Here is a 19,013-nt window from a genome sequence, read left to right as displayed (position 1 = left end):
TTCGGTGCGGCCCGACGCACCGTCCGTACCGCTCCGGAGCCCGCACCATGAACGTCTCGGTCGTCCTGTTCACCGCCGACCTGCGCGTGCACGACCATCCACCCCTGCGCGCCGCCCTCGACGGCTCCCGGCAGGTCGTCCCCCTGTTCGTGCGGGACCGCGCCGTCGACGCGGCCGGTTTCGCCGCACCGAACCGGCTGGCGTTCCTCGCCGACTGCCTGCGCGACCTCGCCGCGGAACTGGAGCGCCGCGGCGGCCGGCTGGTGCTGCGCTCGGGCGGCCTCGTCGAGGAGGTGTGCAAGGTGGCCGCCGAGGCGGACGCCGACGAGGTGCACATGGCCGCCGACGTCAGCCGCCACGCCCACCGCCGGGAGGAGCGGCTGCGGCGCGCGCTGGAGGCGGACGGCCGCCGACTGCACGTGCACGAGACGGTGACCACCGCCGTCACGCCCGGCGCGCTCACCCCGTCCTCCTCGGACCACTTCGCCGTCTTCACGCCGTACTTCCGGCAGTGGTCGCAGCAGAGCCTGCGCGCCACCCTCGGCGCGCCGCGCGCGGTCCGCGTGCCGGACGGCATCGGCTCCGGGGAACTGCCCTCCCGCACGGACCTCACGGGGCTGTCCGAGGGGCTGGCGCCGGGCGGCGAGACGGAGGGCAGGAAGCGGTTCGCCGGCTGGCTGCGCTCGGGCATCGCCGCCTACGAGGACCGGCACGACGACCTGGCCGGCGACGCGACCTCCCGGCTCTCGCCCCATCTGCACTTCGGCACGCTCTCCCCCGTCGAACTCGTCCACCGGGCACGGCAGACGGGCGGCCCGGGCGCGGAGGCCTTCGTACGGCAGCTCGCCTGGCGCGACTTCCACCGGCAGGTCCTGGCGGCGCGGCCGGCCGCGGCCGCCGCCGACTACCGCACCAAGCACGACCGCTGGCGGTCCGAGCGGGCCGCACGGGAGGACGTCGAGGCGTGGAAGGAGGGCCGCACCGGCTATCCGATCGTCGACGCGGCCATGCGCCAACTGCGGCACGAGGGCTGGATGCACAACCGGGGCCGCCTGCTGACCGCGAGCTTCCTCGCCAAGACCCTGTACGTCGACTGGCGGGTCGGCGCCCGGCACTTCCTGCGCCTGCTGGTCGACGGCGACGTCGCCAGCAACCAGCTCAACTGGCAGTGGATGGCGGGCACCGGCACCGACACCCGGCCCAACCGGGTGCTCAACCCCGTCACCCAGGCCAAGCGGTACGACCCCGACGGGACGTACGTACGGCGCTGGGTGCCCGAACTCGCCGGGCTGGACGGGCCCTTGGTGCACGAGCCGTGGAAGCTGCGCGGCCCGGACCGGGGCGCGCTCGACTACCCGGATCCCGTCGTGGACCTGTCCGAGGGGCTGGCCCGCTTCAAGCGCGCCCGCGCCCGCGACTGAGGAGGCCCGCCCGTGACCGTCCCCCACTGGCTGTTCGGCGACCAGCTCGGCCCGCACTTCCTCGCCCCGGGCGAAGGCGGCCCCGACCGCCACGCGCCGGTGGTGATGATCGAGGCCCGCTCGGTCTTCCGCCGCCGGCGGTTCCACCGGGCCAAGGCGCACCTGGTGCTGTCCGCGATGCGCCACCGCGCCGCCGAGCTCGGCGACCGGGTCCGCTACGTGCGTGCCGAGACGTATCGCGAGGGCCTCCGCGAGGCCGTCGGCGACGGCCCGCTGACGGTGCACCATCCCACGTCGCACGCCGCCCTGCGGTTCGTACGGTCGCTGGACGGTGTCACGGTGCTGCCCGCCCGGGGCTTCCTCGTCCCGCACGACGACTTCCGCGGCTGGGCCGACGGCCGGAGCGGCCGACGGCTGCTCCAGGAGGACTTCTACCGCTGGGTGCGGCGCGGGCACGACCTGCTGATGGACGGCGGTACCCCGGCCGGCGGTCGCTGGAACCACGACCACGACAACCGCGAGCCGCCGCCGAAGGGTGCCCGCACACTCGGCGCTCCGGCGCCCTACCGTCCCCGGGAGGACGGCGTCGACGAGGAGGTGCGGCACGACCTCGACCGGTGGGAGCGCGAGGACGGCATCCGGTTCGTGGGCCGCGACGGCCCGCGCCGCTTCCCCGCCTCCCGCCGCGAGGCGCTGAGCGCGCTGCGCCGGTTCGTCGAGCACCGGCTGGCCGGGTTCGGGCCGCACGAGGACGCGATGCTGGCCGCCGACCCGGTGATGAGCCACAGCCTGCTGTCCTCCTCGCTGAACCTGGGTCTGCTCGACCCCGCCGAGTGCGTGGAACGGGCCGAGGACGCCTGGCGGACGGGGCGGGCCCCGGTGCACAGCGTCGAGGGATTCGTCCGGCAGGTCGCCGGATGGCGCGAGTACGTGTGGCAGCTGTACTGGTACTTCGGCGAGGACTACCGCCGGCGCAACGCCCTCGGGCACCGGGCGCCGCTGCCGGAGTGGTTCCTGGAGCTGGACGCCGACGCGGTGACCGCGCGGTGCCTGGCCACCGTCCTGGCGCAGGTGCACGACACCGGCTGGACGCACCACATCCCCCGGCTGATGCTGCTGGGCAGCCACGCCCTGCAGCGGGGCTGGGATCCGCGGGCGGTGACCGACTGGTTCCACCGCTGCTTCGTCGACGGCTACGACTGGGTGATGGTCCCGAACGTCGTCGGCATGTCCCAGTACGCCGACGGCGGGCGGATGACCACCAAGCCGTACACCTCGGGCGGCACGTACGTGCACCGGATGAGCGACCTGTGCGGCGGGTGCGCGTACCGGCCGACCGAACGCGTCGGCGAGCGCGCCTGCCCGCTCACCGCCGAATACTGGGCCTTCCTGCACCGGCACCGGGAGCGGCTGGCGGGCAATCCCCGGATGACGCGGGCGGTGGGGGGCCTGGACCGGCTGGCCGACCTCGACGAGCTGCTGCGAGCGGAGGAGGAGCGCGGCGACGGACCTCCGTGATCCGGTCCCCGAACTCGGCCCCCGACCGCGGCCCTTGGCCTCGGCCCCGACTTCGGACTCCGACCCCGGCCCCCGACCCGCCGCTGGGCGCCCGGCGCGGTATGACCCGCCGCCGCGCACCGCGGCCCGCTGCGGAACGTCTCAGCGGCCGAGGTCGCGCAGCACCTCGCGCGCCGCACGGGCCCCGGAGGCCAGCGCTCCCTGCACCGATCCGGTGGCCCGGTGGTCGCCGCAGACGTAGCGCCCCGGGGCCGTGCGGGAGGTGCGGAGCAGGGGCTGGGGCGGCGGCATGGCGGGCAGCGCGTCGGTGATCGTGCGGACCGTCAGCAGCTGCCAGTCCCCCGCGCCGGTGCCGTACAGGTCGGACAGGGCCGCGCGCACCGACCGTTCGCGGCCCTCGGCGTCCGGGCCGAGCACGGAGGTCGCGACGAGCGCGGAGCCGGCCGGAGCGTACTCGGGTACGACGTCGCTGAGCACGCAGGTGTTGAGCACGCGCCGCCGCTCGTCGACGAGCAGGGTCGGCTCGCCCAGCGGCGACCGCGGTGCCACGTGGTAGTACGTCGTCACGACCCGGTAGGGCGGCAGGTCGAGCCCGGGCAGCAGCGCGGCGGCAGGGCCGGGGCCGGTGGCCACCACCACGGCGCGGGCGGGGAACAGCGCTCCGGCGGCCGTCTCGGCACCGTCGGCGGTGAGGCGTTCGACCGCCGTCTCCGGCTGCACCAGACCGGCGGGCAGCGCCCCGGCGAGCGCCCGCGGCACCGCCCCGATCCCCTCGGCGGGCAGGCACTGGGTGCCGCGCAGCATGCTGCGCCAGACGAGGTGGAAGAACCGGCTGGAGGTCTCCAGTTCGTCCTCCAGGAACACACCCGACAGGAACGGGCGGAAGAACCGCTCGACGAACACGTCGGAGAAGCCGGCCGCCGCCAGCGCGGTCCTGGTGGTGCGGTCCTCGGAGCGCTTCACCCACTCCACCGGACCCAGCAGGTCGCGGCCGGACAGCACCCCGAGGGCCAGCAGGTCGCGCGGGCCGGCGAGACGGCCGGGCAGGAGGCCGGAAAGCGTCCCGGGACGGCGGGTCGGGTCGGTGAAGCGCAGCCTGCCCCGGTCGGTGTGGATCAGCACGCCCGGGGTGAACGGCCGCAGCCGCAGGTCACGCAGCGTCAGGCGCCTTCTGACCTGTGGGTAGGAGGTGTTGAACACCTGGAAGCCCCGGTCGACCACGAAGCCGTCGACGCGGTCGGAGCGCACCGGGCCGCCGACCCCGTCGGACGCCTCCAGGACCCGTACGTCGAGGCCCCCGGCGAGCAGGTCGCGGGCGCAGGCGAGCCCGGCGGCCCCCGCTCCGATCACCAGGACGTCCACGGGGGATGCGGTCGCGGGCATGGGTTCCACCCTTCGTGTCTGGGGCCGCCCGGCGAACGCGCGGGCCGGCGGCGTCTGCTGCGGGCGCCGTTCGGATGGGTTCCCGTCCCGCCGGTCCGCCGGATGCGCCGACGGAGTGGACACGGGGTGGCGATGCTTCGGCGTGGCGGCGGCCGGTCCGGCGGGCCGTCTCAGCGCGGCTCGCCGGGGGTCGCCGCGGCGTGGACGGCGGACAGGGTGTCGAGTGCCTCGTGCAGGCTGTTCGGCCGGGGCAGTCCCGGTGCGCGGCGCCCGGCCCAGCCGGGTCCGCCGAGGAGGACCAGGGGCTGCCGGCGCGCGCCCTTCACCCCCCACTGCGCCGCGGCGACGTACCGGGCCAGCGGCAGGCTCGCCGTGGAGCGGGCCTGGGCCCACAGGACCACGGCCGCCGGGCCCAGGCGCTGCACGGCCGCCGCCAGCGCCTCGGCGGGCACGGCCGCGCCGAACATGCGGGTGGGCAGCCCGCGTTCACCGAGCGCGGCGTTGAGCGCCTCCAGGGGCAGCGTGTGCTGCTCGCCGGGCACGCAGGCCAGAATCACGGGGCCGGTGACCGGGGCGTCGCCCGCGGGCGCGGCGGGCCGGGTGCACCGGCGCAGCACGGTGGACACGTGCCAGGACAGCAGGTGCTCGACCTCGACGTAACGGTCGCCCGACGAGGCCCACTTGCGTCCGACGGCGTGCAGGGTGGGCACCATCACCTCCTGCCAGGCGACGGCGACCCCGTGCTCCTCGACCGCCGCGCTCAGCTGTTCCTCGACGGCGGGCGCGTCGAGCCGTACGGCGGCCCGGGCCAGCCCCCGGCACTCCTGGCGCACATCACCGAGGGGCAGCGTGCCGCCCGCCCGGGAGCGCGGTGCCACCACGGGCTGCCGCGGCGGCGCGGCGACGCCGGCCGTGCCCGGGGCCGCCGGCGCCGCGGTCGCCGCCGTCTCCTGCGCGGTGCGCGCCGCCTCGGCGGGCGGCACCCCGGCCGAGGTGAGCCGGCACATCGTCTCCAGCATCTCCACGTCCTGGGGCGTCCAGCGCCGGTGCCTGCCGTCGGCGCGCACGGCGGGTCCGATGCCGTAGCGGCGGTCCCAGGAGCGCAGCGTGGTCGGTGAGACCCCGAGCCTGCGCGCCAGCGCGCCGGTGGTCAGACCCGCTTCGCCGGACCGGGACGCCGGGTCCACCCGCTCCTCCGGCTCCCGCCGCTCGTCCGTCTCGTCCGTCTCGTCCGTCTCGTCCATGCACCGACTATACGACGCAGAATCGATGCAAGTTGAGTCACCGAGGTCGCCGCTCACACGATTGCGGCACGGAGCGAGCCCCGGGAACGGTCCAGGGCCTCCGCGGTGACGGGCGCCCGCCACGACCGCGGTCGGCCGGCACGCGTTCCGCCCGACCTCAGGAGGCGTCGCCATGACCCCGCATCCGACCGCCGTCCGGTTCGACACCCCGATGTCCCCCTGCCCGACTTCCACGACTGCCCCGACGACGACCGCCACGGCTTCCCCGGCTTCCTCGTCCTCGGCGGCCCACCCGGCCGACGCGCCGCTGTGGGCGCCCGTCGAGGAGTCGCTCGCCGACGAGGAGCTGGCGCGCGGTCTGGTGGCCGGCGACGAGGCCTGCCTCGCCGCCGCCTACCACCGCTGGTCGGCCCTGGTGCACACGCTGGCCCGGCGTTCGCTGGGGGATCCGAGGGAGGCCGAGGACGTCACCCAGCAGGTCTTCCTCGGCGTGTGGCGCGGCCGGAGCGGCTACCGGCCCGAGCGCGGACCGCTGGCCGGCTGGATCGTCGGCATCACCCGGCGCAAGATCGCCGACGCGCTGGCCGCGCGGACCCGGCGCGGCGAACTGGTCGCGGCCGCCGGCTCGGCCCTCGGCCCGGTCGACCCCGCCGCGGGCAGGCCCGAGGCCGCCCTCGACCGCGTCCTCGTGCGGCACGAACTGGACCGGCTGCCGTCGGCCCAGCGGCGGGTGCTGTGCCTGGCCTTCTTCGAGGACCTGACCCAGACCCAGATCGCCGAGCGCACCGGCTGGCCGCTCGGCACGGTCAAGAGCCACGCCCGCCGCGGCCTGCACCAGTTGCGCCGCCGGCTCGAGCAGCAGACGCCTGAGGCGGACCCGGGCACGGGCGTGCTCGCGAGCGCCTGAGCGAGACTCGCCAGCCGTATTCGATGCACAAGCGGTGCGAGTCGACCACGTCCCGGACGGGCCCGCACCGCATCCGTCGCGGTCGCCGGACCGGAAATCAAGGGGACGGTGCGACTGCGGAGGTGGGCATGGGCGACCGAAACCATGGCGGTCATGTCCCGCCCGACGATCTGGCCGCCCTCGCCCTCGACGAGCGGCGGAACCGGCCCGACCCGCGGGAGGCCGAACTGGTCACGGCCCTCGCCCATGTCGCGCAATGCCGCCGGTGCGGCGAGGCGCTGGACGAACTGAGGCGGGTCGTCGCCGCGGGCCGCACCGTCTCCCCGGCCGACGAGGTGGTCCGGCCGCCCGCCCGGGTGTGGCACGCGATCGCCGCGGAGGTCCATGGCCCGTCAGGTGTCCTCCGTCCCCGGCCCGCCTGCGAGCCCCCCGTACCGGCCGGCGAAACCCCCAGGCCGACCCGGCCCCGCGACGCGCCCCCTTGCAGCGGCCCCCCTGGCCCTCCCGGCTCTCCCGGCTCTCCGGGCAATCCCGCTACTCTCGACTCCCCCGGCGCCCCCGCCTCCCGCGGCCGCGGCGCCCTCCGGCTCCGCCGGACGCCCGCGATCCGGAGCGCCGCCCGGCTCCTGGCGCCCTTCGCGGCGGCCGTGACCGCCGTCCTGCTCGTACGCCGCCGGCTCCGGCCGCGCGGGCGCCGGGCACGCTCGCGCATCCGTACGGGCTCCCGCTCCGGAAGGGGAGGGGTCGGCGCCGGCTGACCGTCCGCCGCCGGACGGGGAGCCGCGTCCGTACCCACCCCCCAGGGACAGAGCCACCCCGTGATTCCGCCTTGCCCCCTCGGCCCCCTCACTCCCCCGCAGCCCCGACACGGAAGCCACCTCCCGTCCAGCGGGTCTTCCCGGCACGGCCGATCTCCCCCGCACGGTGAATCTCCCGCCCTTCATTCCGTCCCGGACCAATCCGCCGCACCCGCGGCACCGGATTACGCCCGGCCATGTCTCACTCCCTAAGGACCCACCACGTGAAAGAAGCCGTGTACATCGGCAGGAACCCGGCGTCCGAGCCGGATCTGCAGGAACTGATGAGCAGCGTGGCCCTGGGTGATCAGGAGGCCTTCGCAGCCGCCTACGACGTGGTGGCGAGCCCCGTTCTCGGAGTGGTGCGCAGCGTGCTGCGCGACCAGGCGCAGTCGGAGGAGGTCACTCAGGAGGTGCTGGTGGAGGTGTGGCGCATGGCGGCCCGGTACCGCGCCGACCGCGGGTCCGCGATCAACTGGATCCTCACCCTCGCTCACCGCCGCGCGGTGGACCGGGTCCGCTCGGCAGAGGCGGCGGCCGCCCGCGAGCACAAGGCGGCCCTGCTGGACCGGACGCCCGACTACGACCAGGTGACCGAGCAGGTGGAGGCGCGCCTGGAGCGGGAGCAGGTGCGGCGCTGTCTGCGCACGCTGACGGAGATCCAGCGGCAGGCCGTCGATCTCGCCTACTACCGGGGACTGACCTACCGCGAGGTCGCAGAGGCTCTCGCGCTGCCGCTCGGCACGGCCAAGACCCGGCTGCGGGACGGCCTCATCCGACTCCGTGACTGCCTGGGAGTGAGCGCGTGACCACCGCCGACCTGCACACACTGACGGGCGCCTACGCCCTGCACGCCCTGCCCGACGACGAGCGCGAGGCCTTCGAGCGGCACCTCGCGGACTGCGAGGCCTGCGCGCAGGAGGTCGCCGAGTTCGCCGCCACCACGGCCCGGCTCGGGCTCGCCGTGTCCGTCCCGGCCCGGCCGGCGCTCAGGGAGCGGGTGCTGCACCGCGTCTCCACCGTCCGGCAGGAGGCGCCCGCCACCTCCCCCACCGCCCGGTCGGCCCGCGCCGTGCTGGGGTCCCGGCGGCTGTCCCGGTGGGCGCTGGCCGCGTGCGTGGCCGCGGCGGCCGCACTCGGGGGCACCACGGTGTGGCAGCACGACCGCGCAGAGGACGCCCGGGCCGAGGCCAGGGCGTCCGCGCAGCGGGCGGACGAGCTGGCCGCGGTGCTCGCGGCTCCCGACGCCCGTACCCGCAGCGCCACGCTCGCGGACGGCGCCCGGGGAAGCGTCGTCGTCTCCAGGAGCCGGGACCGGGCCGTGTTCGTGGCCTCGGGCATGGCCGCGCCGCCGCGGGGCAAGGTCTACCAGCTGTGGTTCGACGACGGCGGCACCATGCGGCCCGCCGGTCTGATGGACCCGCACCTGGCCAGTCAGACGGTGACGATGAAGGGCCCCGTCGACGGCGCCTCGGCCATGGGCATCACGGTGGAGCCGCGGGGCGGATCGGAGAAGCCCACGTCGGCGCCGCTCGCACTGATGAACCTGCCGGTCTGATCCGCGCCCCGGCCCCACTTGCGAAGGGGACCCGTCGCGTCGGACGGGCCCCCTTCGCGTTCAGCCTCGGCCGCACGGCGGCCACGGGAAGAAGCGGCTGGTCCGGGCCATGTACTCGGCGTATCCGGGGCGTTCGGCCGCGTGCCGTTCCAGCAGTTCCCACCACTTCCCCTGATCAGCAGGAAGCTCATCACCACGGGGGACACGAGCGGCACCGCCGCCGAGGCGCCCTCGTCGCAGGCGATCAGGAACATGCCCCACCAGACGCAGAAGTCCCCGAAGCAGTCGGGGTGCCGGGTCAGGCGCCGCAAGCCGCGGTCCATGATCCGGCCCCGGTGGGCGGGATCCGCCTTGCACCGGGCCGGCCGGGCGTCCCCCACGGCCTCGAAGAACAGCCCGGCCGCCCACAGCGCGGTGGCGGACGGGCGTGGCCGTGTGCACGGCGTCCAGGCGTTCGGCGACGCGGTCCACGTACGCGCGCGAGCCGCCGGTCACGGTGCGCCAGACCGGCGAGCCGCCGATCGAGAGCATCCCGTGGTGCTCCAGGAAGCGGAACACGTAGGCGGCCGGATGGCGGGCGGCCGTGACGGAGTCGCAGGACCAGACCGCCGACACCAGCGGGGTCATGAAGTGCGCGCGGAAGTACGGCGAGAAGCCCTCGCGGTCGAGGAACTCCCCCAGCGTGTACGTGTGCTCGGCGCCCCGGGCGAGCAGGGCGCGGGCCGCCCGGTGGAAGGCCGGGACCTCGGTGAGCATCCGCAGATGGGCCGGGCGCAGCGCGCTGCGGGGCCGGGCCCGGCAGTCCGGCCGGGCCGCGGGCGCCCGCGTACTCCAGGCCGCAGCCCTCGCACCGCACCGCACCGCACCGCACCGCACCGCACCGCACCGCACCGCACCGCACCGCACCGACATGCTCGTCTCCGACTCCTGTGTGGCGACGCCGAGTTCGGCGAAGAGCCGCAACAGGGGCGGATAGGTGCGGCGGTTGTGCACGACGAACCCGGAGTCGACGCGGTGCACCCGGCCGTCCCGCGAGGCCAGTTCGTGCGTGTGGGCGTGTCCGCCGAGCCGGTCGTCGGCCTCGTACAGGATGACGTGGTGGGTGCGCGCCAGCAGGTACGCGGCGGTCAGCCCCGCCGCTCCGCTGCCGACCACGGCGGTGCGCCGCCGTGCGCCCGGCCGTTCCCCGGATCCGTCCGGGGCCCTCCCCGACTGCGCCATTCGTCTCCTCCGCCTCGCCGCGGTCACGGCCGTCCGGCGTGATCCGTGGCTGCGGCGCGGGCGGATTGGCGGCTGGGCGATCTTCCTCCGGTCTGGGGCGAGCTGGTGGAGCAAAGCGGGCGCGGAGCGCTCCCACCTCTACACATAAAGGCGAAATAAGCGCAAAATGAGGGTGCGCGGCGCCCACCGCACACCGCACCAGACGCGGTCAGGCCTGCAAGTCAGAAGGAGACGAGACATGGCCAACGTCTCGCACGGCAGAGGTGACATCACCACCCACCCCGACGTCTCGGAGATGCGGGACCGCTACGCCCGCATGCTGGGTGGCCGCGATGTGGCGCTCGTGGACGGTCCGGTGTTCCTGCTGGGCCTCTACTGCGCCGCGTCCCCGTGGATCCTCCACTACACGACGAGCCAGCCGGCCCTCACGACCCACAACCTGATCGTGGGCATCGCCATCGGGCTGCTGGCCCTCGGGTTCACCACCGCCCCGGAGCGGATGTACGGACTGAGCTGGGCCATGTGCGCCATGGGGATCTGGATGATCGTGGCGCCCTGGATCGTCGGCACCGGCCCGGACGCCGGCGTGGTGGTGAACAACATCGTCATCGGCGCCCTGGCCCTCGTCCTGGGACTGATGTGCGCCGTGACGGCGGCGAAGAGCACCACCAGGCAGTAGGGCCGGCGAGCCGTGGTGCGCGGTACCGACGGGCCGTGACACCACCGGGCCGTGGTGCCCGGAGCCGGCGGGAAGGAGTCACGAGAGCCGGTCCGCGGAGGCGGACCGGCTCCGCCGTGCCGGCGGCCGGGCCCCCGGCCCGCCCGCTCGCCGCGCGCGCCGGCGTTGTCGCGGGGCCGGGGCGGCGCGTCACGGGTCCGGGTCGGCCAGGAGCGGGCCCAGCGGACCGAGGTCCAGGTTGAGATCGCTGCGGCGCAGCCCGTGCTGCGCGCACAGCTCGTCCATCCGCCGGTCCAGCAGCATGAGCGCGGTGCCTAGCCGGTCCTCCTGGTCGGGGCTCAGCGACCCCTCGTCGAAACGGCGCACCGCCTGGCGCTCCATCAGCTGCCGCAGCAGTTCCACCACGGCCAGGACCAGTGCGGCCAGGTCGTTCGCGACCGTCTCCGGGTCGAGGTCCAGGGCATGGGTGCGCGGCTCGGTCACAGCGGCCCGCTGTCCGACCAGGGCGCCGGGATCCGGTCGCTGACCGAGGCCAGGAGGGCGTGCAGCGAGATCCGCACCAGCGGTACGTCGGCGATGGCCAGGACCAGGTCGCCGCTGATCACCACCCCGGTCGCCAGGACCCGGTCCAGCAGGTCGACCAGGGGCACCCCGATCGGCGCGTAGGGCTCCGGGCCGTCCCAGGGGACGCTCGTCCGGCCGGGTTCGAGCGCTGTCGGCACGGTCATGCGCGGACCTCGTGTTCCCCGGTGTTCCACTCCTGGTCCAGCCTGGCGAAGGAGTACGGGATCCAGGGCCCCGACGCGGTCGTCTCCACCAGGGTGCCGACGCGTCCGGTGCCGAACCCGGCCACCGCCCGGGTGAACGCGGCCCGTTCCGCGTCGTCGACCAGATAGGCGGCGTTCAGCAGTTGCGGGGCGCTGCGGCCGGTCAGGTGCTCGCTCTGCGGCCGGTGCCGTGTCGCGGCCACGGCGTACCGCCGCAGCTCCCGGTCGACCGCGTGGGCCGCGGCGAGCGCCCGCTCCCGCGCGTCCCGCTGGGTACGCCGCCGGGCGCTGACCCGGCCGAGATAGGCCCGCCCGCCGGGGTCCCGCTCGGCGGAGGCATCGTCCTCTCCCGTGCCGTCGGTCCCGGGCGAGGAGCCGGCCGCCTCGACGGCGTGCACCTTCACCGCCCACTCCGTGCGGCCCCGCAGCCGGTCGAGCAGTTCGCAAAGCTCCGCCTCGCGGGCGGACACGGACTCCACCGCGTTGCCGTCCCCGAGGTACAGGGTGGCCATGGGGAGGGGGACGACCGGGCCGGACAGGGCGGCCGTCTCGACGCCCCGGTGATGGCTGCGGGCGCAGCGCTCCAGCTCCTCGGGCCGGTTGAGCCGCTCGCCGAGCGACGCCTCGCCGAATTCCTCCGCCGGCACGTCCTGGACGACGAGCCACAGGGCCCCGGCGCGCAGCACGCGCAGGGGGCCGCCTCCGCCGTGGCCCGCCGCGGCGGTCAGCGCGTCGCCGGGCGGCGGGGTGCGGGTCACGGCGAACGCGTAGGTGAGGGTGTCCTTCACGCTTCCTCCTCCGCCTCTTCCTCCGCGTCGTCCTCGGCGCTCTCCAGGGCGTCGAGGCGCTCGCGCAGCCGTGCGTTCTCCTCGGCCAGCGCGTCGTGCGCGGCCCGTGAGGAGAGCGCGGGGTCCGTCTCCCACCAGTCGATGCCGGCCCTTCTGGCGGTGTCGACCGAGGCGATGAACAGGCGCAGGCGGATGGTGAGCAGTTCGATGTCGAGCAGGTCGATCTTGATGTCGCCCGCGATCACGATGCCCTTGTCGAGGACCCGTTCGAGGAGGTCCGCGAGGTTGGTGGTGGCGGGCGCGTAGTTCTGCGGCACCGGGTTCGTGTGCCAGGCGGCGACGTCGGTCACGGGGTGCTCCAGGGAAGTCAGCGGCGCCGGGGGACGCGGTCGCGGTGGGCATCGTCGTCGTACTCGTCAGCGGGCTCGTCCTCCGCGTACTCGTGCTCGTCCTCTTCCTCGGCGTCCTCGTCCTCTTCCTCGGTGTCCTCGTCCTCTTCCTCGGCGTCCTCGTCCTCCTCGCCGTAGGCGCCCTCCTCCGCGTCCTCGCCCTCCTCGTCCCCCCACGCCTCCTCGTGCGACCGGACGACCTCCCCGTCGCGGATCTCGCCGCGCCAGCCCTCCGGTTCCTCGTCGCCGTGCAGGGTGACGTGACGCACGAAGTGCTTCAGGTCCAGCCGCAGTCGGCGGCCCTGGGCGCGCCAGAGGTTGCCGGTCCTCTCGACGAACCCGGCCGGGTAGTACTCGACCACGACGACGATCCGGGTGAGGCTGGGGGCCAGTTCGTGGAAGGTCACCGCCCCGCGGGTGGTGCCCTTGGCCCCCTCGGAAGTCCATACGATCCGGTCGTCGGGCAGCTGCTCGCGGACGAGGGCCTTCCAACTGCGGCTCGACGGGCCGACCTTGACGTTCCAGTCGGAGGTGACCTCGTCGGACCGGCTGACGCTGCGGACGCCCTTGGTGAAACGGCTGAAGTCCTCGAACTGCGTCCAGTGGTCGTAGGCCCTGCGGAGCGGGACCCCGACGTCGACGGCCTCCAGGATGTGCGTCGCCTTGACGCTGCCTCCCGCCGCGCCACCGCGCGAGCCGCGACCACGGCCACGGGCGAGTGACCTCACCCTGCCGAGCACCGCGTCCTTCACCCCGCGGGGCTTGCGCTGGGCCCCCGGCCCGCCGGACCGCCCCCCGTCCGCGACGTCCGCGAGCCGGTCGGTGAGGTCACCGATCCGTTCCCCCGCCCTCACGACCAGGCTGCCGCCCAGTGCGGAGAGGTAGCCGCCCAGGGCGTCCGTCAGGTCGTCAAGGGGCGAGGGGCCGCCCGGCCGCTCATCGCGCCGCGCCCGGGTGCCCGTCATCCGCGCTCACCGCCCCCGCCGCGCGCCGGAGGCCGAGTGGCCGTACTCCTCGCCGAACTCCTCGTCGTACCGCTCCGCGTACCGCTCGTCGGACCGCTCTCCGCAGGGGCGGCCGGGGGCGTCCCCGCGGACGAGCGCGTCGGTGCGGTGCCGGAGCGTGTCGGCGGCGCGGGTCAGTCTGCGGTCGACGACGGCGGTGACGGCCGCGCGGCCGGCGGTCAGCAGCTCACCGCGCACCTGGTCGACGAGTTCCTGGAGCTGCGGCATCCCCCGGGGATGGTCCGCCGACGCCCGGCCCGGTGCCACGCCGAGGCCCCGTCCGGCGAGGTAGGTGCCGACGGCGAGGGCGAGTCTGGCCTTTCTCGTACGGCCCAGGGCGTATCCCGCCGCCACCGCTGCCCCCAGGGCCACCCGGTCGCCGCTCACCGGCGCCTCCCCGGTGCGCGGCCCGCTGCCCCTCGTACTCGCCGCGGGGCCACCGGCACGTAGCCCGCGGCAGGGGCGACCAGGGGACGGGTGGGGCTGCCGAGGAGGCCGAGCAGGCGCTCCTCCTCCTTCTCGAAGGTCTCCTCGTCGATGGCGCCGTCGTCCAGGGCCCGGTTGAGCGCGGCCAGCCGGGCCTGCACCGCCCGCGGGTCGCGCATCTGGCGCTCGGCCTCCTCGAGCAGACGGTCGGCGACCCACACCGTGCCGCGCACCGGCGCGAGGGGCAGCAGCAGGAGTTCGCTCACGATGCCCACCGCGTCACCGCCCGGCCGGGGCGGGACGCGCCTCGACGAAGCTGTAGCACGGCAGGGGCCCGGTCACGCTGAGCGCCAGCCGGTCCCCGAAGCCGCGCGCCTGGGCGGCCACCGCCTCCCGGAACCGCTCCTCGTCGGCAGCGCGCAGCAGGAAGGACGCGCTCAGCACCAGATCGTCGTCGAGCGGCCCCTGCACCGTGCGCACGGCCAGCGGACTCAGCCGGGCCAGGACCTCGTGGGCGGCGTGCCGCGCCTCGCGCCGGACCCCGCGGGCGAGAGCCTCGCCCAGCCGCACGTTGGCCTCGTAGTCGGGCCTGCGCCGGGTCCGGTGGGCCAGGGCACGCAGTTTCTCGTCCCGGCGCACCAGTTCGGCGAAGTAGCCCGACACGACCGAGCCCTTGACGTTCATCTCCACACAGCCCCGGACCGTTTCGAGCTGCGCCGACAGACGGTCCTGGTCGGCGCGCAGTTGGGCCCGCAGGGTGTCCGCGTCGGGGCTGACCACCGCGAACCGCATCGGCAGGACCGGGCCCTGCGCGGCGAGTTCGCCGAGCACGGCCTGGTGGGCCGTCAGGTCGCGGCGGCGCGCACGGACCTGCCCGGGCGGGTCGGAGACGGCGGCGCACAGGCCGGACTCGGTCACCAGGCGTACCGGGGCGCCGCCCACGCCGGGCGTGCCCGGGGCCCGAACCCCGGCGTGCGTGATGCCGTAGACGTACAGGGTGCTGAGGGCGGTGGCGGTGTCCGTCACGGTCAGTCCTCCCCGTCGCTGCGGCGGGATCGGGCACGGGGCCGCTCGTCGTCACCGCTGCGGCGGCCCGAGCCGCCGCGGCCCTCCTCGGGCGGGCGGCGAGTCGGCCGTTTCCGCTCCGGCTCGCGCTCGCCGCGGCGCCTCCTGGGTTCCTCCTCTTCCTCTTCCGTCTCCTCCTCTTCCTCCCGTTCCTCCGGGATGAGCATCTCCCGGACCTTCGAGGTCAGGGAGCGGGCGCCGCGCTTGGCGCCGGCCTTGGCGACGGCCTTCTTGGCCGATCCTCCGCCGAACAGCTCGGGCACGGTCTTGGTGCGGACGTCGTGCTCCAGGTCCAGGCGGTTGCAGGCCTCGGCGAACCGCAGATAGGTGTCGACACTGGCGATCACGATCCGGGCGTCCACCTTGAGGATCTCGATGCCCACCAGGGAGACGCGCACGAAGACGTCGATCACCATGCCGCGGTCGAGGATGAGCTCGAGTACGTCGTACAGGGTCCCGGCGCGGGGCGCGCAGACGACCTCGTCGTCATAGGTGATCATGCAGCGGTCCTTCCGGAGGCGGGCCGAGGGCCCGGGTCGTCAGTCCTGGGCACCGCGCCGGTAGCGCGCGATCCGGCGGTACTGCAGCAGCTCGCCCGCCGAGTCCAGCTCGACCTCGTAGGTGGCGAGCAGGCTGGTCGTGTCGGGGATGCGGGCCAGCTCCAGCACGTCGACGTTGACGAGCCAGCCGTCGTCCTCGCTGCGGCACACCGAGGACACGCCTTCCAGGCGGTGGCTGACGAGCTGAACCAGCCCCTCGGCGGCGCACCGGGCGGCGTCCTGGGCGCCGCGCACCATGCGCCCGCGCCTCGGTGCCGATGCCGTCCCGCGCCGTCGTTCGCCAGCTTCTGTCATGCTGCCCACTCTGACCGCGGTCCCCGGCGGGCGCGTGCCGGGTTGGGCCATCCGGTCGTGCCCCGGACGCACGAAAGGGCCCGGCACCGGGTGCCGGGCCCTGCCCGTACGGGGTGTCAGCCCACGTTCAGCGCCGTGTCGTCGAGGACGAAGGACGTCTGGAGTTGGGAGCCCTCGGTGCCGGTGAACTTGACCGTCACCGTCTGGCCCGCGTAGGCGGCCAGGTTGAAGCTGCGCTGCGTGTAGCCGCTCGCCGCGTTGAGGTTCGAGTAGGTCGCGAGGGTCGACAGCACGGTGCCGCTGCTGTTGAGCACCTGCGCCTTCAGGGTGTCGTACGCCGTCGTGGTGGTCGTCTCGGCCGTGTCCACGTGGAGGTAGAAGCTCAGCGTGGCCGTGGTGCAGCCGGAGGGGATCGTCACCGTCTGCGCGAGGGTGTCGGTGTTCGCCGTGCCGTAGCCGTCGAGCCAGGCCTTGTAGGAGCCGGTGCGGGCGGCCTCGCCGGTGTCGTTGGTGATGACCCCGGTGGTGGCGCTCCAGGTGGTGTTGCCGGACTCGAAGCCGGGGTTGCCGAGCAGCTGGGCGGCGGTGCAGGAGCCGGTGCCGCCTCCCCCGCCGCTGGTGCCCGCACCGGCCAGCCAGGCGGTGGCGTTGAGGGCGAGGGGCGCGTTGGTGGCGCTCGAGTCGTTCCAGCCGTCGTAGAGGGTGTTGCCGGACTGGCCGGTGCCGTCGTCGACGGGCGAGCTGTCGCCCCAGAAGGCCACCCGGCCGCTGCCGAAGGTGCTGGTGGCGAAGAAGGCGCCGGTGTTGCCGGAGTACCCGGTGCGGTACAGCAGGCCCTTGACGCCGGCGTTGTCGGCCGGCTTGAGGGTCGCGGTGGTGCCGCTGGCGATCAGGCTCTTGGTGACGTTGCCGAAGGAGCCGTGCAGCACCGGGTCGGTGCTGTCGTTGATCGCGGCGGGGTGGTCGGAGCTGATGCTCAGCGAGTCGATGGAGAAGCCGAAGGGGTCGGTGGAGTCGACGCTGTTGTTGCTCATCAGGTCGTTCAGGATCTCGACCGCGTCGTAGCCGTCGTTGTTGCGGTCGGCGCCGGTGTGGTCGGAGATCATGAACAGGCCGCCGCCGTTCTTCACGAAGTTCATGATCGCCGTCTTCTCGGCGCTGGTGAACATCGTGTTCGGCTCGGGCAGGACCAGGGTGTCGAAGTTGGCCAGGTCGGTCGACGACGAGCCGCCGTAGGACAGGCTGGAGCCCGACGGCAGGGTCTTGAGGCTGTAACCGCCCGCCTTCTGCAGGGCCACGCCCCAGGAGGACAGCGCGCCGGTCCAGTCGGTCTCGGCGGACGGGGAGGAGTTCTGGCCGAGCGGGTCGGGCTGGCTGGTGGAGATGATCCAGTCGGCGTTGCCCGCGGTCTCCGCGTGGGCGTTGTCGAACAGGATGCGGTGCGTGGTGGCCGCGTGGGCGGGTGCGGCGGTGGCGCCGACCTGCAGGGCGGCCGAGCCGACGAGGAGTCCGAGCCCGGTCAGGGCGGTGGTGACTCTGTGGCGGAAGCTTCTGGATCCGAGCATCCGGCGTACCTCCGAGTGGGGTGAAGGGAGCGGTGCGGGCGCGAAGTCTGCGCGCGTAGAGCGAAGTTGAGGGTTCTACACGCGTCACTTTGTTGAAAGGTACATGGCATGACCACCCGGTGAACAGAAGGTCCCGGCAACGACCCGGACGGAGTGCCTCCGGAACCAGCGGGCAAAGGAAGAGCGCGGATTACCTCACTGAGGGGTGAAGATGGAGATCACGGGCATCATCAGCGCCATCGTCATCGGCATCGTCATCGGTGTCCTGGGCCGGCTCGTCGTTCCCGGCCGTCAGCACATCGGCGTCCTGTGGACGATCGTCGTCGGCATCGTGGCCGCGCTGGTCGGCGCGGCGATCGCCGCCGGACTCGGCGTCGCCGACACCAACGGCGTCGACTGGATCGAGTGGCTCATCCAGATCGGCCTCGCCGCGGTGGGCGTCGCCGCCCTGGACCGGGCGATGGCGGGACGCCGCTGAACCGGACGCCGTCGAGGGGCCGTCGAGGACGCCGGGTGCGGCACCGGGGCTGTCGACGGCGCGCGGCCGGCCACGGGTCACCACTCGCGGCCGGCTCTCCCCTGTGCGCAGTCGTCAGCTCTCGCGCTCGTGCATGTCCTGGTCCGCGCACTCGTACGTGTACGGAGTCGTCGTGGTCAGCGGTGCGAAACCCAGGCGTTCCAGGATGGGGCGGCTCTGGTGGGAGGCGTCGACCTGGAGGTAGCGGCAGCCGCGGTCCGCGGCGATGCGGGCGCGGTGGGCGACGAGGGCGCGATAGAGACCGCGGCCCCGCCAGCCCTCGACGGTGCCGCCGCCCCACAGGCCCGCGAACCGTGTGCCGGGCACCAGTTCCATTCGGGCCGCGCTCACCGGAACGTCACCGGCGAGGGCGACGACCGCGGCCGTCGTGTCCGGGGCGGCCGCGAGCCGGGCGAGGACGCGGTGGCGCAGTCGCGAGCCGTCCGCGCCGAACACCCGCTCGTGCACCTCGACCAGGAGGCCGACGCCCGTCGCGTCGGTGACGGGGTGCAGCCGCACCCCCTCGGGCGGCTCGGCGTCCAGGGCGAGGCCGGAGACCTCGCCGACCATCAGCGTCTCCTCGGGCCCGGCGGTGAATCCGGCGGCCAGGAGCCGCCGTCCGAGGTCGGCGGGCCGGTCGTGCCCGTGGAGCTTCCACTCGAAGCCGAGGCCGAGCCCGGTGAAGCGGGCGATCTCCCCCGCGATCGCCGCGTCCGCGTCGGCGGCGTCCAGCGCCGACCACAGGACTCCGTTCCAGTCCTGGCCGGTGCCGATCTGGCGCACCACGCCTCCGGCCCGCTCGACGCGCGCGCCGGGGCCGTCGGGCCGTGCGCCCCGGCGCAGGTCCCGGTCGTACAGGGCGAGGACGGCGGCGCGATCCATGCGCCCACTTGAGCACAGGCGCACCGCG

The 19,013-nt window shown here is 74.6% G+C and carries 22 protein-coding genes and 2 pseudogenes; 8 read left to right on the top strand and 16 right to left on the bottom strand.

Annotation, left to right across the window (positions count from 1 at the left end):
• Nucleotides 1–47: 47 nt before the first annotated feature.
• Together ACF1A5_RS28295 and ACF1A5_RS28290 are read left to right on the top strand one after the other, a co-directional pair.
• Nucleotides 48–1,421, top strand: a complete 1,374-nt coding sequence (locus ACF1A5_RS28295; protein WP_392195699.1) for a cryptochrome/photolyase family protein — start codon at nt 48–50, stop codon at nt 1,419–1,421.
• A gap of 12 nt (nt 1,422–1,433) precedes the next feature.
• The gene (locus ACF1A5_RS28290; RefSeq protein WP_392195698.1) at nt 1,434–2,939 is read left to right on the top strand and encodes a cryptochrome/photolyase family protein; all 1,506 of its coding nucleotides are present in this window, start codon (nt 1,434–1,436) and stop codon (nt 2,937–2,939) included.
• Between the two features lie 141 nt (nt 2,940–3,080).
• On the opposite strand, the gene ACF1A5_RS28285 is transcribed toward ACF1A5_RS28290, so the two are convergent.
• Both ACF1A5_RS28285 and ACF1A5_RS28280 read right to left on the bottom strand, forming a co-directional pair.
• Nucleotides 3,081–4,322: an NAD(P)/FAD-dependent oxidoreductase gene (locus ACF1A5_RS28285; protein WP_392195697.1), complete on the bottom strand. Its 1,242-nt coding sequence runs from the start codon at nt 4,320–4,322 to the stop codon at nt 3,081–3,083.
• Nucleotides 4,323–4,492: 170 nt separating this feature from the next.
• Entirely contained in the window at nt 4,493–5,566 is a 1,074-nt protein-coding gene (locus tag ACF1A5_RS28280; protein ID WP_392195696.1) for a MerR family transcriptional regulator, read from the bottom strand.
• A gap of 211 nt (nt 5,567–5,777) precedes the next feature.
• Between ACF1A5_RS28280 and ACF1A5_RS28275 the strand changes: the two genes are divergently transcribed.
• From ACF1A5_RS28275 to ACF1A5_RS28260, 4 genes are all read left to right on the top strand, one after another.
• Nucleotides 5,778–6,473 carry a sigma-70 family RNA polymerase sigma factor gene (locus ACF1A5_RS28275; protein ID WP_392195790.1) on the top strand — a complete coding sequence of 232 codons (696 nt, stop codon included), beginning with the start codon at nt 5,778–5,780 and terminating at the stop codon, nt 6,471–6,473.
• 128 nt (nt 6,474–6,601) lie between these two features.
• Nucleotides 6,602–7,231 (top strand): hypothetical protein, encoded by a 630-nt coding sequence (locus tag ACF1A5_RS28270; RefSeq protein WP_392195695.1) that lies wholly within the window; start codon nt 6,602–6,604, stop codon nt 7,229–7,231.
• 263 nt (nt 7,232–7,494) lie between these two features.
• Nucleotides 7,495–8,079, top strand: a complete 585-nt coding sequence (sigK, locus tag ACF1A5_RS28265; RefSeq protein ID WP_392195694.1) for an ECF RNA polymerase sigma factor SigK — start codon at nt 7,495–7,497, stop codon at nt 8,077–8,079.
• Nucleotides 8,076–8,828: an anti-sigma factor domain-containing protein gene (locus ACF1A5_RS28260; protein WP_392195693.1), complete on the top strand. Its 753-nt coding sequence runs from the start codon at nt 8,076–8,078 to the stop codon at nt 8,826–8,828. The genes sigK and ACF1A5_RS28260 overlap by 4 nt, the downstream gene beginning before the upstream one ends.
• 60 nt (nt 8,829–8,888) lie before the next feature.
• Here the strand turns inward: ACF1A5_RS28260 and ACF1A5_RS28255 are convergent.
• Together ACF1A5_RS28255 and ACF1A5_RS28250 are read right to left on the bottom strand one after the other, a co-directional pair.
• A pseudogene (locus ACF1A5_RS28255) lies at nt 8,889–9,241 on the bottom strand (DUF1295 domain-containing protein); the annotation flags it as partial.
• Between the two features lie 64 nt (nt 9,242–9,305).
• Nucleotides 9,306–10,049 (bottom strand): annotated as a pseudogene (locus tag ACF1A5_RS28250) (NAD(P)-binding protein); the annotation flags it as partial.
• A gap of 238 nt (nt 10,050–10,287) precedes the next feature.
• Here ACF1A5_RS28250 and ACF1A5_RS28245 point away from each other — a divergent pair.
• Nucleotides 10,288–10,728 (top strand): SPW repeat protein, encoded by a 441-nt coding sequence (locus ACF1A5_RS28245; RefSeq protein WP_392195692.1) that lies wholly within the window; start codon nt 10,288–10,290, stop codon nt 10,726–10,728.
• A gap of 189 nt (nt 10,729–10,917) precedes the next feature.
• On the opposite strand, the gene ACF1A5_RS28240 is transcribed toward ACF1A5_RS28245, so the two are convergent.
• The 11 genes from ACF1A5_RS28240 to ACF1A5_RS28190 all read right to left on the bottom strand — a co-directional run bounded on the left by ACF1A5_RS28240 (nt 10,918) and on the right by ACF1A5_RS28190 (nt 17,586).
• Nucleotides 10,918–11,211, bottom strand: a complete 294-nt coding sequence (locus tag ACF1A5_RS28240) for a gas vesicle protein K (RefSeq protein ID WP_392195691.1) — start codon at nt 11,209–11,211, stop codon at nt 10,918–10,920.
• Complete coding sequence (locus ACF1A5_RS28235; protein ID WP_392195690.1) at nt 11,208–11,456, bottom strand: gas vesicle protein; 249 nt, start codon at nt 11,454–11,456, stop codon at nt 11,208–11,210. The genes ACF1A5_RS28240 and ACF1A5_RS28235 overlap by 4 nt, the downstream gene beginning before the upstream one ends.
• Nucleotides 11,453–12,283: a GvpL/GvpF family gas vesicle protein gene (locus tag ACF1A5_RS28230; RefSeq protein WP_392195689.1), complete on the bottom strand. Its 831-nt coding sequence runs from the start codon at nt 12,281–12,283 to the stop codon at nt 11,453–11,455. The genes ACF1A5_RS28235 and ACF1A5_RS28230 overlap by 4 nt, the downstream gene beginning before the upstream one ends.
• The gene (locus ACF1A5_RS28225) at nt 12,280–12,633 is read right to left on the bottom strand and encodes a gas vesicle protein (protein ID WP_392195688.1); all 354 of its coding nucleotides are present in this window, start codon (nt 12,631–12,633) and stop codon (nt 12,280–12,282) included. The genes ACF1A5_RS28230 and ACF1A5_RS28225 overlap by 4 nt, the downstream gene beginning before the upstream one ends.
• Nucleotides 12,634–12,650: 17 nt before the next feature.
• The gene (locus ACF1A5_RS28220; RefSeq protein WP_392195687.1) at nt 12,651–13,637 is read right to left on the bottom strand and encodes an SRPBCC family protein; all 987 of its coding nucleotides are present in this window, start codon (nt 13,635–13,637) and stop codon (nt 12,651–12,653) included.
• A 6-nt stretch (nt 13,638–13,643) separates the two neighbouring features.
• Nucleotides 13,644–14,063, bottom strand: coding sequence for a hypothetical protein (locus ACF1A5_RS28215; RefSeq protein WP_392195686.1), 420 nt, complete (start codon nt 14,061–14,063; stop codon nt 13,644–13,646).
• Nucleotides 14,060–14,377 (bottom strand): gas vesicle protein GvpG, encoded by a 318-nt coding sequence (locus ACF1A5_RS28210; RefSeq protein ID WP_392195685.1) that lies wholly within the window; start codon nt 14,375–14,377, stop codon nt 14,060–14,062. Before ACF1A5_RS28210 ends, ACF1A5_RS28215 begins: the two co-directional genes overlap by 4 nt.
• A 4-nt stretch (nt 14,378–14,381) precedes the next feature.
• Nucleotides 14,382–15,128, bottom strand: coding sequence for a GvpL/GvpF family gas vesicle protein (locus ACF1A5_RS28205; RefSeq protein WP_392195684.1), 747 nt, complete (start codon nt 15,126–15,128; stop codon nt 14,382–14,384).
• A gap of 2 nt (nt 15,129–15,130) precedes the next feature.
• Nucleotides 15,131–15,667, bottom strand: coding sequence for a gas vesicle protein GvpJ (gvpJ, locus tag ACF1A5_RS28200; RefSeq protein ID WP_392195683.1), 537 nt, complete (start codon nt 15,665–15,667; stop codon nt 15,131–15,133).
• A 39-nt stretch (nt 15,668–15,706) separates the two neighbouring features.
• On the bottom strand, nt 15,707–16,021 hold the full coding sequence (locus tag ACF1A5_RS28195; RefSeq protein WP_392195682.1) for a gas vesicle protein: 315 nt from the start codon (nt 16,019–16,021) through the stop codon (nt 15,707–15,709).
• A 116-nt stretch (nt 16,022–16,137) separates the two neighbouring features.
• Nucleotides 16,138–17,586 carry a hydrolase gene (locus ACF1A5_RS28190; RefSeq protein ID WP_392195681.1) on the bottom strand — a complete coding sequence of 483 codons (1,449 nt, stop codon included), beginning with the start codon at nt 17,584–17,586 and terminating at the stop codon, nt 16,138–16,140.
• A 211-nt stretch (nt 17,587–17,797) separates the two neighbouring features.
• Here ACF1A5_RS28190 and ACF1A5_RS28185 point away from each other — a divergent pair, with 211 nt between their 5' ends.
• A complete protein-coding gene (locus ACF1A5_RS28185; protein WP_392195680.1) occupies nt 17,798–18,064 on the top strand; it encodes a GlsB/YeaQ/YmgE family stress response membrane protein in 267 nt (88 codons plus the stop codon).
• Between the two features lie 114 nt (nt 18,065–18,178).
• Here the strand turns inward: ACF1A5_RS28185 and ACF1A5_RS28180 are convergent, their stop codons facing one another.
• A complete protein-coding gene (locus ACF1A5_RS28180; RefSeq protein WP_392195679.1) occupies nt 18,179–18,985 on the bottom strand; it encodes a GNAT family N-acetyltransferase in 807 nt (268 codons plus the stop codon).
• Between the last annotated feature and the right edge of the window lie 28 nt (nt 18,986–19,013).

The sequence above is a fragment of the Streptomyces sp. NPDC014864 genome, from assembly GCF_043081525.1.
GTDB lineage: Bacteria > Actinomycetota > Actinomycetes > Streptomycetales > Streptomycetaceae > Streptomyces.
This window is presented reverse-complemented; position numbering and strand designations above follow the sequence as displayed.

Excerpts from the sequence above, each read along its gene's own strand:
- ACF1A5_RS28295 (WP_392195699.1), top strand. The coding sequence starts at position 48 with ATGAACGTCTCGGTCGTCCTGTTCACCGCCGACCTGCGCGTGCACGAC.
- ACF1A5_RS28285 (WP_392195697.1), bottom strand. The coding sequence starts at position 4,322 with ATGCCCGCGACCGCATCCCCCGTGGACGTCCTGGTGATCGGAGCGGGG.
- ACF1A5_RS28280 (WP_392195696.1), bottom strand. The coding sequence starts at position 5,566 with ATGGACGAGACGGACGAGACGGACGAGACGGACGAGCGGCGGGAGCCG.
- ACF1A5_RS28275 (WP_392195790.1), top strand. The coding sequence starts at position 5,778 with ATGTCCCCCTGCCCGACTTCCACGACTGCCCCGACGACGACCGCCACG.
- ACF1A5_RS28270 (WP_392195695.1), top strand. The coding sequence starts at position 6,602 with ATGGGCGACCGAAACCATGGCGGTCATGTCCCGCCCGACGATCTGGCC.
- ACF1A5_RS28245 (WP_392195692.1), top strand. The coding sequence starts at position 10,288 with ATGGCCAACGTCTCGCACGGCAGAGGTGACATCACCACCCACCCCGAC.
- ACF1A5_RS28235 (WP_392195690.1), bottom strand. The coding sequence starts at position 11,456 with ATGACCGTGCCGACAGCGCTCGAACCCGGCCGGACGAGCGTCCCCTGG.
- ACF1A5_RS28220 (WP_392195687.1), bottom strand. The coding sequence starts at position 13,637 with ATGACGGGCACCCGGGCGCGGCGCGATGAGCGGCCGGGCGGCCCCTCG.
- gvpJ (WP_392195683.1), bottom strand. The coding sequence starts at position 15,667 with ATGATCACCTATGACGACGAGGTCGTCTGCGCGCCCCGCGCCGGGACC.
- ACF1A5_RS28195 (WP_392195682.1), bottom strand. The coding sequence starts at position 16,021 with ATGACAGAAGCTGGCGAACGACGGCGCGGGACGGCATCGGCACCGAGG.
- ACF1A5_RS28190 (WP_392195681.1), bottom strand. The coding sequence starts at position 17,586 with ATGCTCGGATCCAGAAGCTTCCGCCACAGAGTCACCACCGCCCTGACC.
- ACF1A5_RS28185 (WP_392195680.1), top strand. The coding sequence starts at position 17,798 with ATGGAGATCACGGGCATCATCAGCGCCATCGTCATCGGCATCGTCATC.
- ACF1A5_RS28180 (WP_392195679.1), bottom strand. The coding sequence starts at position 18,985 with ATGGATCGCGCCGCCGTCCTCGCCCTGTACGACCGGGACCTGCGCCGG.